Annotated in this window: 12 protein-coding genes; 4 read left to right on the forward strand and 8 right to left on the reverse strand. The window is 44.1% G+C overall.

Annotated elements, in window-relative coordinates; translation table 11 throughout:
* Positions 1-62: 62 nt before the first annotated feature.
* The gene (gabT, locus tag FQ082_RS08910; RefSeq protein WP_149492827.1) at positions 63-1322 is read left to right on the forward strand and encodes a 4-aminobutyrate--2-oxoglutarate transaminase; all 1260 of its coding nucleotides are present in this window, start codon (positions 63-65) and stop codon (positions 1320-1322) included.
* A gap of 360 nt (positions 1323-1682) precedes the next feature.
* Complete coding sequence (locus tag FQ082_RS08915) at positions 1683-3125, forward strand: APC family permease (RefSeq protein ID WP_010198643.1); 1443 nt, start codon at positions 1683-1685, stop codon at positions 3123-3125.
* Positions 3126-3221: 96 nt separating this feature from the next.
* Here the strand turns inward: FQ082_RS08915 and FQ082_RS08920 are convergent, their stop codons facing one another.
* The 6 genes from FQ082_RS08920 to FQ082_RS08945 form a co-directional block, all read right to left on the reverse strand.
* Complete coding sequence (locus FQ082_RS08920) at positions 3222-4595, reverse strand: NAD-dependent succinate-semialdehyde dehydrogenase (protein ID WP_149492828.1); 1374 nt, start codon at positions 4593-4595, stop codon at positions 3222-3224.
* A gap of 70 nt (positions 4596-4665) precedes the next feature.
* Positions 4666-5832: an agmatine deiminase gene (gene aguA, locus FQ082_RS08925; RefSeq protein WP_149492829.1), complete on the reverse strand. Its 1167-nt coding sequence runs from the start codon at positions 5830-5832 to the stop codon at positions 4666-4668.
* A gap of 52 nt (positions 5833-5884) precedes the next feature.
* Complete coding sequence (aguB, locus tag FQ082_RS08930; protein WP_223145353.1) at positions 5885-6757, reverse strand: N-carbamoylputrescine amidase; 873 nt, start codon at positions 6755-6757, stop codon at positions 5885-5887.
* Between the two features lie 116 nt (positions 6758-6873).
* Complete coding sequence (locus FQ082_RS08935) at positions 6874-8367, reverse strand: Na+/H+ antiporter NhaC family protein (protein WP_149492831.1); 1494 nt, start codon at positions 8365-8367, stop codon at positions 6874-6876.
* Positions 8368-8561: 194 nt separating this feature from the next.
* Positions 8562-9938: an NAD(P)/FAD-dependent oxidoreductase gene (locus tag FQ082_RS08940; RefSeq protein WP_262498194.1), complete on the reverse strand. Its 1377-nt coding sequence runs from the start codon at positions 9936-9938 to the stop codon at positions 8562-8564.
* Between the two features lies 1 nt (position 9939).
* Positions 9940-11283, reverse strand: coding sequence for a glutamine synthetase family protein (locus FQ082_RS08945; RefSeq protein WP_149492832.1), 1344 nt, complete (start codon positions 11281-11283; stop codon positions 9940-9942).
* Positions 11284-11747: 464 nt separating this feature from the next.
* Here FQ082_RS08945 and FQ082_RS08950 point away from each other — a divergent pair, with 464 nt between their 5' ends.
* A complete protein-coding gene (locus FQ082_RS08950) occupies positions 11748-12488 on the forward strand; it encodes a gamma-glutamyl-gamma-aminobutyrate hydrolase family protein (protein ID WP_149492833.1) in 741 nt (246 codons plus the stop codon).
* Entirely contained in the window at positions 12463-13191 is a 729-nt protein-coding gene (locus tag FQ082_RS08955; RefSeq protein ID WP_149492834.1) for a cupin domain-containing protein, read from the forward strand. Before FQ082_RS08950 ends, FQ082_RS08955 begins: the two co-directional genes overlap by 26 nt.
* A gap of 208 nt (positions 13192-13399) precedes the next feature.
* On the opposite strand, the gene FQ082_RS08960 is transcribed toward FQ082_RS08955, so the two are convergent.
* Positions 13400-14698 (reverse strand): glycosyltransferase, encoded by a 1299-nt coding sequence (locus FQ082_RS08960; protein ID WP_149492835.1) that lies wholly within the window; start codon positions 14696-14698, stop codon positions 13400-13402.
* A 152-nt stretch (positions 14699-14850) separates the two neighbouring features.
* Positions 14851-15735: a TIGR03915 family putative DNA repair protein gene (locus FQ082_RS08965; protein ID WP_149492836.1), complete on the reverse strand. Its 885-nt coding sequence runs from the start codon at positions 15733-15735 to the stop codon at positions 14851-14853.
* Positions 15736-15762 lie beyond the last annotated feature (27 nt).

Consider the following 15762-nt stretch of genomic DNA (forward strand, 5'->3'; position numbering starts at 1 on the left):
TACTCTATAAACCGCCATCACTTCACTGGCATCTACGTAAAAAGAAAGAAAAGGACATTCTTATGACTACCAATCAATCATTACTTGCACGCCGTAAAGCGGTATTGCCAACCGGACTGGGTGTGGCTTTTCCTATCTTTGCCGAAAAAGCAAAAAACTCAGAAGTTTGGGATATTGAAGGCAATCGTTATATCGATTTCGTTGGCGGCATCTCAGTACTAAATACTGGTCACAGTCATCCAAAAATCACGCAGCGTGTGCACGAGCAGCTAGACAAATTCACTCATACTGCTGCGCAAATGATTAACTATGAATGCTATGTCGATCTTGCCGAAAAACTTTGCGAAAAAGCGCCTATCAGTGGCGACACCAAAGCGTTTTTCTTGACCACTGGTGCAGAAGCGGTTGAAAACTGTATCAAAATTGCTCGTGCAAAAACCCGTCGTCCAGGTGTGATTTCTTTCGTTGGCGGTTGGCATGGCCGCACGCTTATGTGCATGAGCTTAACTGGTAAAGTATTGCCATACAAAAAGAACTTTGGTCCGATGCCAGGGCCTGTATTCCATGCACTATTCCCATGCGATGAGCTGAACGTCACCGAAGCACAAGCATTGCATAGCCTTGAGATGATTTTCCAAGCGGATATCGATCCTAGTGAAGTGGCGGCGATGATTATCGAGCCAGTACAAGGTGAGGGTGGCTTCCATCAAGTCACGCCATCATTTGCTAAGTCTTTACGCGATATCTGTGATGAGCACGGCATCGTCCTAATCTTTGATGAAGTACAGTGTGGTTTTGGGCGTACGGGTACGTTGTTTGCCTGTGAGCAATTGGGCGTCGAGCCAGATCTTATGACCAGTGCCAAGAGCTTGGCAGGTGGTTATCCTATCTCTGCGGTTATCGGCCGTGCTGACATCATGGATGCCCCGCAAGTAGGCGGCTTGGGCGGTACTTATTCTGGCAATCCATTGGCTTGTGTAGCAGCACTTGCAGTCATGGAAGTCATCGAAGAAGAAAACTTGCTTGAGCGTAGTGTGGTGATTGGTGACAAAATCGAAGCTTTCTTAAAGGACTTAAACTTAAGCAGCATCGGTCATATCCGTCATAAAGGTGCAATGCTAGCGTTTGAATTAATCGATAGCGAAGGCAAGCCTGATGCCGCAGCCGCAAACAATCTGAAAGCAAAATCATTCGAGCAAGGTTTGCTACTAGCGTCTTGTGGTATGTATGGCAATGCCATTCGTGTGATGGTGCCACTGACGGTCGAAGATGAAGTGCTACAAGAGGGTCTTGATATCATTAAAGGTATCTTAACGGCTTAATAAGTATCGAGCCAATAGTTGATAGAGCAGCAAGATTGCCCCTATGGCACTCGCTTTGAGTACATTTTTTACAACGGCGCCTTGCAAGTCAAGACGCCGTTGCTGTCTCTGCTATTTGAATATCGAACAAATAGTGTAGTCAAGGAATTTTAGAATCGCTACAAGGCGACCGACCGCAGATAGTACACTGAGTACATCTAGGGCGGGTAACACCGTAGCGGTTTAAAAGTGCTCTGACTATACGTAACAGCTTGGATCAAAAGGTATATATGATAATTATGATGGGTGCTATCCCATTAAACAAAACATAGTGTGGCCGTAAAGGGTTAACACGGATGACACACAGACAAGGAGCAAATTATGTCTGAATTAAAAAAAACGTTAGGGACGCTAGATATTATCGCCTTAGCATTTGGTGCTATGGTTGGCTGGGGCTGGGTGGTTTTAGCTGGCGGCTGGATTTTATCTGCCGGTACGTGGGGCGCAATGCTGGCGTTCTTTATCGGTGGTTTGGCAGTGATACTGATTGGCGTGACTTATGCTGAGCTGGCAGCCTCCATGCCGATTACGGGCGGTGAGCATACTTATACCCATCGAGCGCTGGGGGTTAATGTGTCCTTTATTTGCTCATGGAGTATTCTATTTGGGTACTTCTCAGTGGTCGCCTTTGAGGCAGTTGCCTTGCCGACAGTCGTAGAATATTTTATCCCCAATTATAATCAAGGCTATCTCTGGACGATTGCAGGTTGGGACGTCTATGCTACTTGGGTAGGCGTCGGGATGTTGGGTTCAATCATTGTGACTTGGCTCAATATTCGTGGTATGGAAGTCAGTGCGTGGTTCCAAAAAACGGCGGTATTGGGCATTTTATTCGTTGGTACATTACTGTTCATCGGTGCCGTCTTATTCAATCCTGAGAGTTCAAATTCGATACAAGCGCCAGCCTTTATTGGCGGTGCCGCAGGCGTCATGGCTGTTATCGTGATGGTACCCTTTATGTTTGTGGGCTTTGATGTCATTCCACAAGCAGCAGAAGAGATTGATTTGACTCGTCCTAATATTGGCAAGTTTTTGATTCTCTCTATCGTTGTTGCGGTGATGTGGTATGTGGGTATCGCTTGGAGTGTGGGCACGACTTTGCCACTTGTACAAGCAGAAAACTCAACCCTCGCTACTGCTGATGCCATGACCAATGCGTGGCAAGGAAAATGGGCAGGTATCTTGTTGGTTATTGGCGGTGTACTGGGTATCTTGTCAAGCTGGAATGCTTTCTTGATCGGTGGTAGTCGTCTGCTTTATGCCATGTCAAAAGCACGTATGTTGCCAGCCTTTTTAAGCAAGCTGCATCCAAAATATAATACGCCATCAAATGCAATCTTATTAATCGGTGGTTTGGCGACACTAGCGCCATTGTTCGGTCGAAAAATGCTGGTGTGGATTGTAGATGCCGGTGGTTTTGGTATCGTTATTGCTTATACTTGTGTGGCGATATCATTCTTAGTTCTACGCTACCGCGAGCCTGATATGGTACGTCCCTTTAAGATACCAGCAGGTAAGCTTGTCGGTATGGTCACGATTGCGCTTAGCATTGGTATGTTGATGTTGTATATGCCAGGTATGCCATCGGCACTAACCGCCATTGAGTGGTGGATTTTCTTTGGTTGGACTGTTTTAGGTATTGCATTATATGGCTATGCAAGAGTGAAATATCCAGGCATTAGTGAGTCGATTATGGCAGAAGAGTTACGCGAGTTAAAAATCGTTAACCAATTGTGGTTAAAAGACAATCCACCTAAGCGCTAAGTTTTTCGATAAGATATTTTTTCATTAATGATCACTCAACAAAAAGCCTAACATTAAATGTTAGGCTTTTTGTTTATCTAAGAAAAACGCTATCGATTACGACTTATCACGAATCAACTTATAGTTTAAAAATTCAGTGATACCAAGGGTACCAAGCTCGCGACCAAATCCAGAGCGTTTAACGCCACCGAATGGGGTATTGGCCTCACTACCAGAAGGTGCGTTGATCGTCACCATACCGACATCTAATTGCTCGGCAATCTCTGCTGCCAATGCTGCGTCTTGAGTTTGAATGGAAGCACCTAGACCAAATGGTACGTCATTGGCAATTTTGATAGCATGCGCAATGTCATTCGCTTTGTAGATAACGGCGACAGGACCAAATAGCTCCTGACGATAGACATCCATTGAGTCATCAACATCTGCCAATACCGCAGGGGCAAACCAAGCACCTGGCTTGTCTTTAACGATGCCACCCTCGACTAATACCGTTGCACCGGCTTTGACAGCACTGTCTAACTGCTCTTGCAAATTGTTTGCTGCCGCCTTCGAAGACATAGGGCCAATGAAAGTATCTTCATTTTGTGGATCAGCTAGGGTCATGCCACGTACGGCGTCGGTAAAGCCTTTAACAAACTGGTCGTACACGCTTTCGACGATGATTAAGCGTTTAGCAGCATTACAAGCCTGTCCAGTGTTACCAAAACGACCTACGATTGCACCTTGTACGGCCTGCTCGATGTCAGCATCCGCTGCGACGATAAAGGCATCGGAGCCACCAAGCTCTAAAACGACCTTTTTGAGGGCGCCACCAGCTACTTTTGCAACTGCTTGTCCTGCACGTTCAGAACCTGTCAACGAGACGCCTTGCACTCTGGTGTCTTCAATAATAGTCGCTGCTTGATCGTTGGTAGCGAAGACATTGTTATACACGCCACTAGGTAAGCCGGCGTCTTTTAGAATATCAACGATAACTTCTGCGGTGTTAGGGCACTGCGGCGCATGTTTTAGGATAATAGTGTTACCTGCCATCACGTTTGGTGCCACAAAACGAGCTACCTGATAATGCGGGTAGTTCCATGGCATGATGCCAAGTAAAACGCCAACTGGGAGCTTTTCTACTGAAGCTGAACCGTCTGCAACATCAATCGTATTTGGTGCTAATAGTTGCTCACCGTTATCTGCATAATAGCGATAAATTTGAGCAACCAGTTGGAGCTCACCCTTTGCTTGTGCGAGAGGCTTGCCCATTTCGTTGGCAACGATACGTGCTAGCTCATCTTGGCGCTCAATATAGATGTCAGCTATTTTATTTAATAATGCACTACGTTCGCTAAGCGAGGTCTTTTGCCAGTCTTGATAAGCATTATTTGCTTGTTCAATAGCGTTTTGGATATCTTGTTCAGTGGCGGTAGGGTAAGTGGCTTCTACTTCACCAGTGGCTGGGTTATTAACTTGATAATCGCTCATAGTTATGTCCTTTTTTAAAATATTATTGGGTTCAAAATCCATTTGGGTCTATATTTTTATGCGGCTGCTTTTAGTTAATACTTTTAGTTGCTGCTTTTAATTGATGATTTTGGTTGCTGCTTTTAATTGATGATTTTGGTTGCTGCTGCGTAATGCAATGAATATTGCCGCCACCAAACACAATCTCTTTCGTTCGTACTCCCACTACCTGATGTTGAGGAAAGACTTTTTCAAGCTGCTCGATAGCGAGTGCATCATTTATATCATCATATTGCGGTACGATGACAGCGTCATTACAAATTAAAAAATTGGCATATGAGGCAATACAGACGTCACCCGTTAAGCGCGCCTTGGCATCATCAGATTGTTCAATATCATAATGTTCAGGCAAGGTGACAGAGTTTTTGGTACAGCACAGCTTATGGACTTTTAAACATCTGCCTTTTGCATCAGTCATATTTGAGAGCTGCTCATAGGCTTTTTGCGTGGCTTCATAAAACGGATGCTTAGGGTCGTCAGTAAACAAGCAAACCACTTCACCAGGGCGCGCAAAGCAAGCGATATCGTCAATGTGACCTGTAGTCTCATCAGGATCAATACCGTCATCAATCCACAGCACTTTTTGCACATTAAGATAGGCTTTTAGCTTGGCTTCAATTTGAGCTTCGGTTAGGTGCGGGTTACGCCCTGGGCTTAGCAAACACATGCGTGTAGTCAGAACAGTGCCTTCACCATCGACATGAAATGCACCGCCTTCCATCACAAAGTCATCCGTTCGATAGCGTTTGATATCTAAATGGTCACATAAGCGTTCAGCCAGCTTATCATCGTCATCCCACGGCGAGTATAGCCCGTCATAGTCGCCGCCCCATGCATTGAATGTCCAATCACAAGCGCGTAGCTCACCTTCATCATTGACTAAAAATGTCGGGACAATATCCCGCGCCCAAGCATCATTGCTAGGCATGGCGATAACGTCGATATTAGCAGGTAGACTATCGCGGCATGATTGATAATCATCAGGATTGACCAGTACGCCAATTTCACAAAATCTGTTGATTGCCGATGCAACATTGGCATAAGCTTTCTGAGCAGGAATGGCTTGCTGTCGCCAGTTATCAGCACGGTATGGCCACACCATCCATATTTTTTCTATCGGCTCAAATTCTGCTGGCATGTAAAAGCCGTCTTGTTGTGGTGTTGAGCCAGTGATTAATCGGTTCGGTAATAATGACATATAGAGCACCTTATTTGACGATAGCGCGAGTGAGCTTGCTTGTTAACAAACCTTATCCATGAGTCAGCAACGTGCCATACATCGATGGACGACGATCACGAAAAACGCCCCATTGCTGCCGTTCGATAGCCAGTTGATCTAAGTCGAAAGTCGTACTAAGTATCTCTTCTTTATCTTTAGATGCTTCTTGGATGATCTCGCCACGACCGTCGGTAATAAATGAGCTACCGTAGAATGCCATGACGCTATCGTTTCCGTTTTGAGTAATCGTCTCAGTGCCAATACGATTGGCTGCTACCACTGGCATGAGGTTAGCGGCAGCATGACCTTGCATACAGCGCTGCCAATGACCTTTTGAGTCGATGTCCAATGTTGGCTCATCACCAATCGCTGTTGGATAAAATAGTATTTCTGCACCCATCAATGCCATGCTACGAGCGCATTCAGGGAACCATTGATCCCAGCAAATACCGACACCAATTTTGGCATACTTGGTTTGCCAAACCTTGAATCCTGTGTCACCGGGGGTAAAGTAAAATTTTTCGGCATAAGGAATGCCATCTGGTATGTGCGTTTTACGATAAGTGCCAAGTATCTCGCCATCGGCATCAATCACGGTCACGCTATTAAAAAAGGTATTGCCTGATTTTTCATAGAAGCTAATCGGTAATACCACTTCTAATTCTTTAGCCAACTGTTTGAAGTGATTGATAGCCGCATTATCCTCAACTGCGGTCGCAAGGGTAAAATAATCAAAGTCATGAACTTGGCAGAAGTAGGGCGTCTCAAATAACTCTTGTAGCAAGATGATATTGGCACCCGCTTTGGCGGCTTTGGTGACCAACTCAGTAGCAGTGGCAATATTTTGTTGTATATCCCAACCACATGCCATTTGAGTCGTAGCAACGGTAACATTTCGCATGATTAAATCCTTATCGTATTTATTAGTGACTACCACATAAAAGGGCTGTTTTTATTGATTAACGAACAATCTCTCATTGCCCGTTAGTCAATGATTACAATAATAGTGCTAAGGTTGGCTTAAGCCATCATATAACCCAATCCTAAGAAGGTGACGACGGATAAACCCGCGCCGAGCATGGCATAGGGGAACTGGGTAAAAGCATGCTGCATAGGGGAGCAGCCAGCACCTTGCGCGGCAAGTAGCGATGAATCACTAAAGAAGCAAGCATGGCTACCAAATGATGATGCTGATAACAATGCGCCAATCATAAGGGGTGTGCTAACGCCTAGTGCAATAGAGATTGGAAAGACAATCGGCATGGCAAGGACATACAGCCCCCAGCTTGATGATGTAGCAAAAGTTAAGAAAGCCATGACGGCAAAGATGACGGCAGGGAAAATAATAATCGTCATATAAGGCGTAATAGCTTCAATCACATATGAGGTCATACCAAGCTCATCATTGACGGCTTTTAAGAAAAAACCACCGATGACGGTTGAGAGCGGATAAAGCATGACTTTAAAGCCTTTAAAGATGGCTTCAACTTGGGTCTCAAAACTTAAAATGCCTTGCATCCAATAGACAACGACGGTCACAAAACAGGTCAATAATGCACCGCGTAATAGATCGATTTCGAAGTAGACCGTCGAGACAATTAACAAAATCATTGGGAAAGCGAAGTTTGCGATATTGGCTTTGAACGATAGTTTACGTTTGGCTTGGACGTTTGAGATCAGTTGCTCTTCGACAAAGGCTTCAGGAACAGGATTACCCGCTTTGGCGCGTGCCTCGGCTTTTTTCATCGGACCCCAGTCACCCAAAATGCCATACGCGACCAAGAATACAATCAAAAGTGCAAACCAAGCATACGCCATATAAGGAATCGCGCTGATATAAAGCCCAATACCTTCACCATCGCCAGCCACACCGTTTTCTTCTAAAAGACCTGCAAAATAGACCGCCCAAGTAGAAATAGGCACGATAATACACATCGGTGCGGCGGTTGAATCGACGATATAAGCGAGCTTCTCACGAGAAACGTTATAGACATCAGTGAGTTTCTTGACGGAGGTTGATACTGCTAGACAGTTCAAATAATCATCAATGAAAACCACCACGCCCAAAGCAAAGGTAGCCAATAATGACTGACGGCGCGACTTAATGATTTTTTGCAGCCATTCACTAAAGCCATCTAGACACCCACTAATCTCAAGCAGTTGAATAAGACCACCCATCAGACCACAGACGAGAACAATCCAAATAATGGTCTCATTACCTAGCACCATCGACATGTTGTCTGCAAAAGGGGAGACCAAGTCAAAAGGATTGAGCATCACGAGGCCAGCGACACAGCCTGCGATCATGGATTCAAATGGTCGCCTAGAGACAATGGCAGTGACTAATACCAACAAGGTTGGTAATAAAGATAAGGCACCCCAAGATTGGTCTGGGGCACGGCTGGTAGATAGCCAAGCAAAAGCCAGATAGATGACGACGGCTACTATGACGGTGAGAAATACTCGCTTATTATGATACTGTCTTTCGACCGCATCATTGAGCTTCATGTTCATATTTACGCTCCCTGTAAAACCTCATTGTTTTTTTAACAAGCTCTATTCTATGGTTGACGCTCGACAGACAGTAACGAATCAACTGTCTATCGCGCCCTATCACAACAATCCGTTGCTATGATAGGTCAATGTAACGACAGCTTTTAAAATAAAAACACTTTGTTCAATGTTTATTATTCAAGGCTTTCATGCGTTTACATGCCAGTGGTATCTTTTAGCGCATACCACCATGAGCCCATGACCGAGTAAGGGACTCGCAGCGCTCGACCACCTGGGAACGGAATCCAAGGAATTTGTGCAAAAGCATCGAACTCTTTGGTTTTACCATTGATGGCATCAGCCAAGATTTGCCCAAATAAGTGCGAACCTGTCACGCCATGACCACTATAACCATGGGCGAAATATACTCGCTCATGTAGTTTGCCCATTTGTGGTACGCGAGAAAAAGACAAAGCAAAGTTCCCACTCCACGCATAGTCGATTTTGACATCGCGTAACTCTGGAAAAATCTTATTCATGTTTGGTCTGATTTTAGCTGTGATATCAGCGGGGTCTTGACCACCGTAGACCGTACCGCCGCCAAATAACATGCGCTTATCTGCTGAGAGGCGATAGTAATCAAGAATATAGCGAACATCTTCGACACAAACATCGGTTGGGAGGAGCTGATCAGCTAAATCACCCAGCGGCTCGGTAGCGATAATTTGCGTCGATACAGGCATAACACGGTCAGTCAGTTTAGGGATGACTTTATTGAGATAGGCATTGCCGCATAGCACCGCTTGCTTACAAGTCACGGTGCCAAACTCGGTGATGACTTTGATAGCATCGTCAGCATACTCAATATCCACCACTAAGGTGTTCTCATAAATCGTGCCGCCATTTTGTTCGATAGCTGCTGCTTCACCCAACGCAAGGTTTAGTGGATGAAAGTGTCCACCCGAATGGTCGATGACGCCGCCTACATAAGCATCTGATTTTATATGCTCTTGAATGCCATTTTTGTCTAGCATTTCTCGGTCATACATACCGTGGCTCTCCCACAGTGCGTGCGTTTCTTGTAGATCTTTTAGCTGACCGTTATTCAATGCTGCAAATATATTTTTTTCTTTGAGATCGCAGCTGATGTCGTAGTCGCTGACAAAACGGCGAATGATTTTGCCACCACGGGTCACGAGCTGACCGACGAAGTTTGCATTCTCTTGACCGTAAGATTTTTTAATCTTTTGTAGGCTGGCATTTAGACCGTTGACGATCTGCCCGCCATTGCGACCTGATGCGCCCCAACCAATCTGCGCACCTTCAAGGACAACGACTTCGTGGTCGGTTTCAATGAGATGCAGAGCAGTTGATAGGCCGCTGTAGCCGCCACCTACCACACAGATTTCCACTTGGATGTCATTTTTTAGGGTTGGTCTATCCGGCTTAGGATTACGACTGGCTGCATAATAGCTATCAGGGTATTGCCCATTGTCTGAATAATGCGGGATATTGCGTGTGTTATTAGAAGGTGGGTTTTGGTTCGTTGCCATGTTGCTATTTGGGTTGCTACTTGGGTTGCTATTCGACATATCAAACATCCTGTAAATAGGTGAGGTATTCAAGGTTGGTCACTTGCTGAGCAAAGCGTTTGGCTTCTTGCTTTTTGACCGCGATCAACAGCTCAATCATCTCACTTGGAAACAATGAATCAATGATGTCGCTGCTTTCAAATTTGCGGATGGCGGAAAGCCAATCTAGTGGCAAGGTCTTAAGTTCTGCTGCATTGTAAGTAATGCTATTAATGGGCTCTGGTGCTTCAAGCTTGTTTTCGATGCCATACAACATGCCTGCCAATACCGCACTACAGACCAGATAAGGATTGGCATCAGCTCCTGACACGCGGTGCTCGATACGGCGTGCTTGTGAGTCGCCACCAGGAATACGCACGGCGGCAGTGCGGTTTTCATAACCCCATGACACATTGTTTGGTGCCAGCGTACCAGGGGTAAAGCGACGATAAGAATTGACGTGTGGGGCAAATAATAAAGTGCAATCTGACATGGTCTTTAGCAGACCAGCGACCGCGTGACGCAACATATCTGAGCCTTCCTCTGATCCATCATCGAAGACATTGTTGCCATCTTTATCCAGCAGGCTGCAATGCACATGAAAGCCATTACCAGATTGCAAGCCAAAGGGTTTTGCCATAAAGGTAGCGGTGAGCTTGCGACGAGCTGCCACGGCTTTGACCACTTGTTTAAATAAAATCGCATCGTCAGCGGCTTTTAACGGGTCATCGACGTGTAGTAAGTTAATCTCAAATTGACCACAGCCATTCTCTGCCAACGCGGCATCTGCTGGGATATTGAGCTTTTTGCACTGTGCATAAACTTCGTCTAAAAATTCATCGAATTGTAATAGATCATTGATGCTTAAAATTGAGGTTTTATTCAGTCTTAGCCCGCTTTTGGGGCGGATAGGTGGTCTTGGGGTTTCGCCTTCAGTATAGTCAACCAAATAAAATTCCAGCTCAGTGGCCATCACTGGAGTCAAACCAAGCGCTTTGAATTTTTTGCTGATGTAATCCAAAACGTGTCTGGCATCACCGTAATAAGGCTCGTTATTTTCTGTATAAAGCCAAACGGGCAATAGCGATGAAGGCGCACTGGTATTGAGAAGTGGATAAGCGGCGCGGCCAGTAGGACGAGCGATGGCATCGATATCACCATTACACTGAGAAGACTCGATGACATCAGCACCCCAAATATCAACGCCTAAGATAGATAAAGGCAATCGTATCGCACCGTTTTCTGCTTTTTCCATTTGATTAAAGGGGATACGCTTACCACGAAGTAAGCCATTGATATCACCTGCCGCAACATAAACGTATTCTGTGTTGTTTGCAGATTCGACCATTCCATTGGTTGTCGTCATGTCTATTCTTCCTATGAATTTTTAGAATTACTGGGTTTGTTGCTGCTACATCTTTGCTATTAGGTCTGAATGCTCTGTTAGTGACATTTATAACGAATACTTAATAAATAAGCGTTTGATAAATGGTCAACTGAATATGATACGTTTTCACCAAAGCCGACATTTTTTATCAATGGTATTAGCCACTTAGAGATAAGTTTTTTAATAGGATTATCGAAAATAAAAGTTAATCTCTGTTTAGTAATATCGCTAATGACTTCCAATATATGGATGAAAACTATAGTTGTCAATTTTTATTTAAAATTATCTTAAAATAACCCAAAAAGGCATTTTTAATACTAATATCGATATTAATGAAGTTTATAGTTTACATTTTGTGAGGCATTGTGTTAAATTTTAGCTAAATAAAGGATATAAATAATATAGATGGATTAAGTCTATTCATTATAACTAGGGAAGATAATATGAAAAATTCCAGACCTATTATTGCTATTGTGTCCTGTCATAAGATGGTTGATGGACAGCCAGCACAGGCGGTATATCAAAAATACATCGATGCAGTAAACTTCTACGGTGGTAATCCTATCTTGCTGCCGAACACCGCTGCTGAAAGTGAAAACTTTGAGGAACTACTGAATATCGCAGACGGGATTTTGTTAACGGGCAGTTATAGTAATGTTGCGCCTGCGCGTTATGGCGCTTCACATATTGAGGAAAAGCAGGACTTAGGTCGTGATGAGCTGAGCTTTAAGCTGCTTGCTCATGCAGAAAAAGCCGGTACGCCTTTATTGGCTGTATGCCGAGGCTTGCAAGAGATGAATGTTTATTTTGATGGCAGCTTGCATCCAGATTGGCGCGAAGTAGAAGAGTTTTATGAGCCGCATTTGGAGGACAATACCCAGCCACTTGAAGTGCAATATCAGCCAGTTCATGACGTGATTATTCAACCTGAGGGACGACTGGCAGCGTTTGGTGAAAAATGGCACGTCAATTCGTTGCATAAACAAGCGATCAATACAGTAGGCAGGGGTTTGTTTGTCGAGGCACGCGCACCGGATAGATTGGTAGAAGCCATCAGCTTAATAAAACATCCATTTATGATTGGTGTACAATGGCATCCTGAGTTAAATTATGCACAAGACAACTTGTCCAAATTTCTATTCAAGGAATTTATCCACTATGCCAGCAAAAAACACGGTTCATAATAGTGCGGAAAACGATATCGAAGAAGAGGGTACTGCGCCCGAGAACGAGATGGATTCGCCAGAAGACGACATTGATGAGGTTGTCATCGATGAAGAAAACGAGTTAGAATCTGACGAGACACCGTCCACACTTGAGATGGATGGAAGGCCTGAAGACGATATTGGTAAAAAAATAAATCAGCTGCGCCTTGCAAAAGGATACTCGCAACGAAAGCTGGCAAGAATGGCAGGGGTAACCAATACCTCAATCAGTGCGATTGAGCGTAATAAAGTTAGCCCCGCGGTAAATACGCTAAAGGCGATTTTGCTGGTGCTAGGTTCTGATTTGACGACTTTTTTTAGTGATGAGTGGAAAGAGCCTAAAGCTCGAGTGGTGGTCACGCCAAAAGATTTAATAGAGCTGAGCGAGCCGAGCAGTAGAGTGTCTCTAAAGCAGGTATATAACTGTAGCACTACCAAGAATCTGGGTTTTTTGATCGAGACTTATCAGCCAAACAGCTCAACGGAAGAAAAAATTGCTCATGAAGGTGAAGAAATCGGTACCGTCATCGAAGGTAAAGTGTTGATTCGTATTGAAGAGACAACCTACTTATTAAATGAAGGTGACAGTTATGTGATCGATACGATTAAACCGCATACTTTTATCAATCCTACTGACGGCGTGACTCGTATCGTTAGTGCGCATACGCCAACGACTTACTGAACAAAAATCAGCATAAGCTTTTATACAGTGATAGGTCCATATAGTAATGCATTTTCAAAAGCGTATGATTATTGAAAATACAGGATTGTCTTTTACTCACGCTATTTTCTACTAGAAAGTAGCGTTTTTTGTATGTGTCTTTGAAGCAAGCTGATAAGAGGAAAGTTAATAATAGATAGGCAAGCAGTCAAATTAGAAATGACGATAATTAAGCATCGTTTGGCTCTTCTGTTACTTTAGTACTATAAGATGTGTTGGGCTTGTCTTTGACCAACCTGACTTTATTGGCTGTTTTTTTAGGAATGATGGGCTTAGAAGTCACACCAAATACTTTTTTGTGTCTTCTTACGGCTAAAGCATCCGCTGCCGCTTTTTCTTCTGCTAATGCCTGCTCATGCAGATTTTTATAGACGCCTATTGTCTCATCAATCATCTCACGCATGGTAAATTTGTTGGTCATCTCAGGGCGAGTCACACTTTCTAACTGATTGCGCACCGCTTTGCACAGTGCGTTGGCATTGTATTTTTTGACCAAACCTTGCGGATAGAGTGGGCGCAGAATTTCACTAAATGCCGCTTGATCCCAGCCAATGACAGGCGTACCTAAATGAATGGCTTGTAAAGCATTGATGCCGATAGATTCAGGCTGATTGGCAAGTGCCATGACGACATTGGCCGCTGACAACCACTCACGCATATCATTACGTTTGCTGCCGACATAAGTGATACGATCAGCTAGTCCCAAAGTATTGCTGCGTTGACGAAAATCTTCATGGGCGACATCGCCTGCCCGGTAATCATCATCCATAATAATGGCATGGATATTGGGGAACTGCTCTTGAAGATTGCCCAAGATATCAATCAGCCATTCTTGACCATATTCCTTACCGATAATGGTTGGAAATACCAGCCATTTTTTATTCTCAAGCTCAGGATATTCAGCAAAAGTATGACGTAGCCAATATACTGATGGATTATGACGATAAGGATAACGCCGCGTATCAACACCGCGGTAGATACGTTTAATGACTCTGGGGTCCAGCTCCTCACGGCGCAGCCCTTTTTTTAAGTAATCAGTCACACTATCAGACACAGTAATAATGGTGTGAACATCAAGTAAGGCTTGTGAGTATTTATTGATGGGATAGAAGCCATACATGGTTGATACCAGTTTTGGTCGACGTTTTACCCGTGCACGGCGCAGCGCTAAATGCAGTACCCATGCCGGTGTCCGCGAATGCACATGGATGATATCAGGGTCATATTTTTCAATCAGACGGCGCAGTGGCGCGACCTGTAACAAGGACAGCCAAGATTTTTTATTCATATATAACTGGTGATAATGGTTGCCATCACGCTTTAGGCGTCTGACCAAGTCATTGTCTTCATTAGCGCTAGAGATAATAATTGAGGTATGCTCGTTTTTGACCAAGGCACGCCCAAGATGAAAAATACCGCGCTCGGATTCATCATGCTTCAAAGACGACAGTAAACGCATAACTTTCATAATGGCGTGAGTCACTATTAGAGGATATCAAGCTGCTATTGTCAGTGAAAAGCGTCTAAAACTCAACCACCAAGATAAAAAGATAGCATGGGATGATGACTATTATTCGTCGTCAATAAATACAGATAATATAAATGACAGTAATCAAATATTTAGCGCTGTTTTTTGAGGTGCTGCGCATTTGGCAGGACTTGTTTTTCACTCAAGTATTTCCAATAGCGCTGCGGTAAGTATTGCTTGTGCAAACGTGGATTTTTACGCTCCTTGATATTGACGTTGGTAAAATAACCTTGCCAAAAACGCTGATAACGTTGCTCATCTTCGCTATGAATGCTGGCAGGATTACGTAGTACTGCCTCATCAAGCTCAGTAATGGTTTGCAGGGCTGCGGGGTGCTTGGGCGTACTTTGGCTTTTGTCATAATAGATACCATAGCCACGCGCCAAATCATAAATTGCCCAATGCTGATCTTGATAACGCTGACGAAAATGCTCTCCGATTAAAGGCAAAACATTAAAATCCGGCTCAAGACGGGCAAAGTAAATGTCTTCAACTGTATGCTCAAAGCGTACAAATGCTTCCATGCGGTGTTTTTCACGACCGACAGACTTGACCGTTTGCATGAGCTCTAAAACATTGAGATTACCCAAATCATCCATGATATGGCGACTTGGGTAGTTAATAGCGTATTTCACCACTTGAAATAGAGTAGTGCCTATATTGTCTTTTTCTGACAAAAAACCCCAAAGTAAATTGCGCATACCTGAGCGACCTAGGAGTTGATTCAACTTCGTAAGTACTCGTTCGGCATGGTTGGCATTGGTCTCTACACTAATGGCGTGAGCGAGTAATGACGGCACATAATAGTCCTGCGCAATAAGCTGTAGCGATGTATCGTCCTGTAAGTGATTGGAATAGACGTAAAATACTGCACTGAGCCACCCCTCAAAACTTGGCTCATAAAGTACAATACTGGGCGTCAATTGACCCAGCTGGTAGTTTTGATTTTTGGCAAGTTCTGACAGTGATTGCGACATTATTTGTCCTAAAATAACTTCATGATA

Origin of the sequence: Psychrobacter sp. ANT_H56B (genome assembly GCF_008369245.1) — a bacterium.
Lineage (GTDB): Bacteria > Pseudomonadota > Gammaproteobacteria > Pseudomonadales > Moraxellaceae > Psychrobacter > Psychrobacter cryohalolentis.

Excerpts from the sequence above, each read along its gene's own strand:
- gabT (WP_149492827.1), top strand. The coding sequence starts at position 63 with ATGACTACCAATCAATCATTACTTGCACGCCGTAAAGCGGTATTGCCA.
- FQ082_RS08920 (WP_149492828.1), bottom strand. The coding sequence starts at position 4,595 with ATGAGCGATTATCAAGTTAATAACCCAGCCACTGGTGAAGTAGAAGCC.
- FQ082_RS08915 (WP_010198643.1), top strand. The coding sequence starts at position 1,683 with ATGTCTGAATTAAAAAAAACGTTAGGGACGCTAGATATTATCGCCTTA.
- FQ082_RS08945 (WP_149492832.1), bottom strand. The coding sequence starts at position 11,283 with ATGACGACAACCAATGGAATGGTCGAATCTGCAAACAACACAGAATAC.
- FQ082_RS08960 (WP_149492835.1), bottom strand. The coding sequence starts at position 14,698 with ATGAAAGTTATGCGTTTACTGTCGTCTTTGAAGCATGATGAATCCGAG.
- FQ082_RS08950 (WP_149492833.1), top strand. The coding sequence starts at position 11,748 with ATGAAAAATTCCAGACCTATTATTGCTATTGTGTCCTGTCATAAGATG.
- aguA (WP_149492829.1), bottom strand. The coding sequence starts at position 5,832 with ATGTCATTATTACCGAACCGATTAATCACTGGCTCAACACCACAACAA.
- FQ082_RS08955 (WP_149492834.1), top strand. The coding sequence starts at position 12,463 with ATGCCAGCAAAAAACACGGTTCATAATAGTGCGGAAAACGATATCGAA.
- FQ082_RS08940 (WP_262498194.1), bottom strand. The coding sequence starts at position 9,938 with ATGTCGAATAGCAACCCAAGTAGCAACCCAAATAGCAACATGGCAACG.
- FQ082_RS08935 (WP_149492831.1), bottom strand. The coding sequence starts at position 8,367 with ATGAACATGAAGCTCAATGATGCGGTCGAAAGACAGTATCATAATAAG.
- FQ082_RS08965 (WP_149492836.1), bottom strand. The coding sequence starts at position 15,735 with ATGTCGCAATCACTGTCAGAACTTGCCAAAAATCAAAACTACCAGCTG.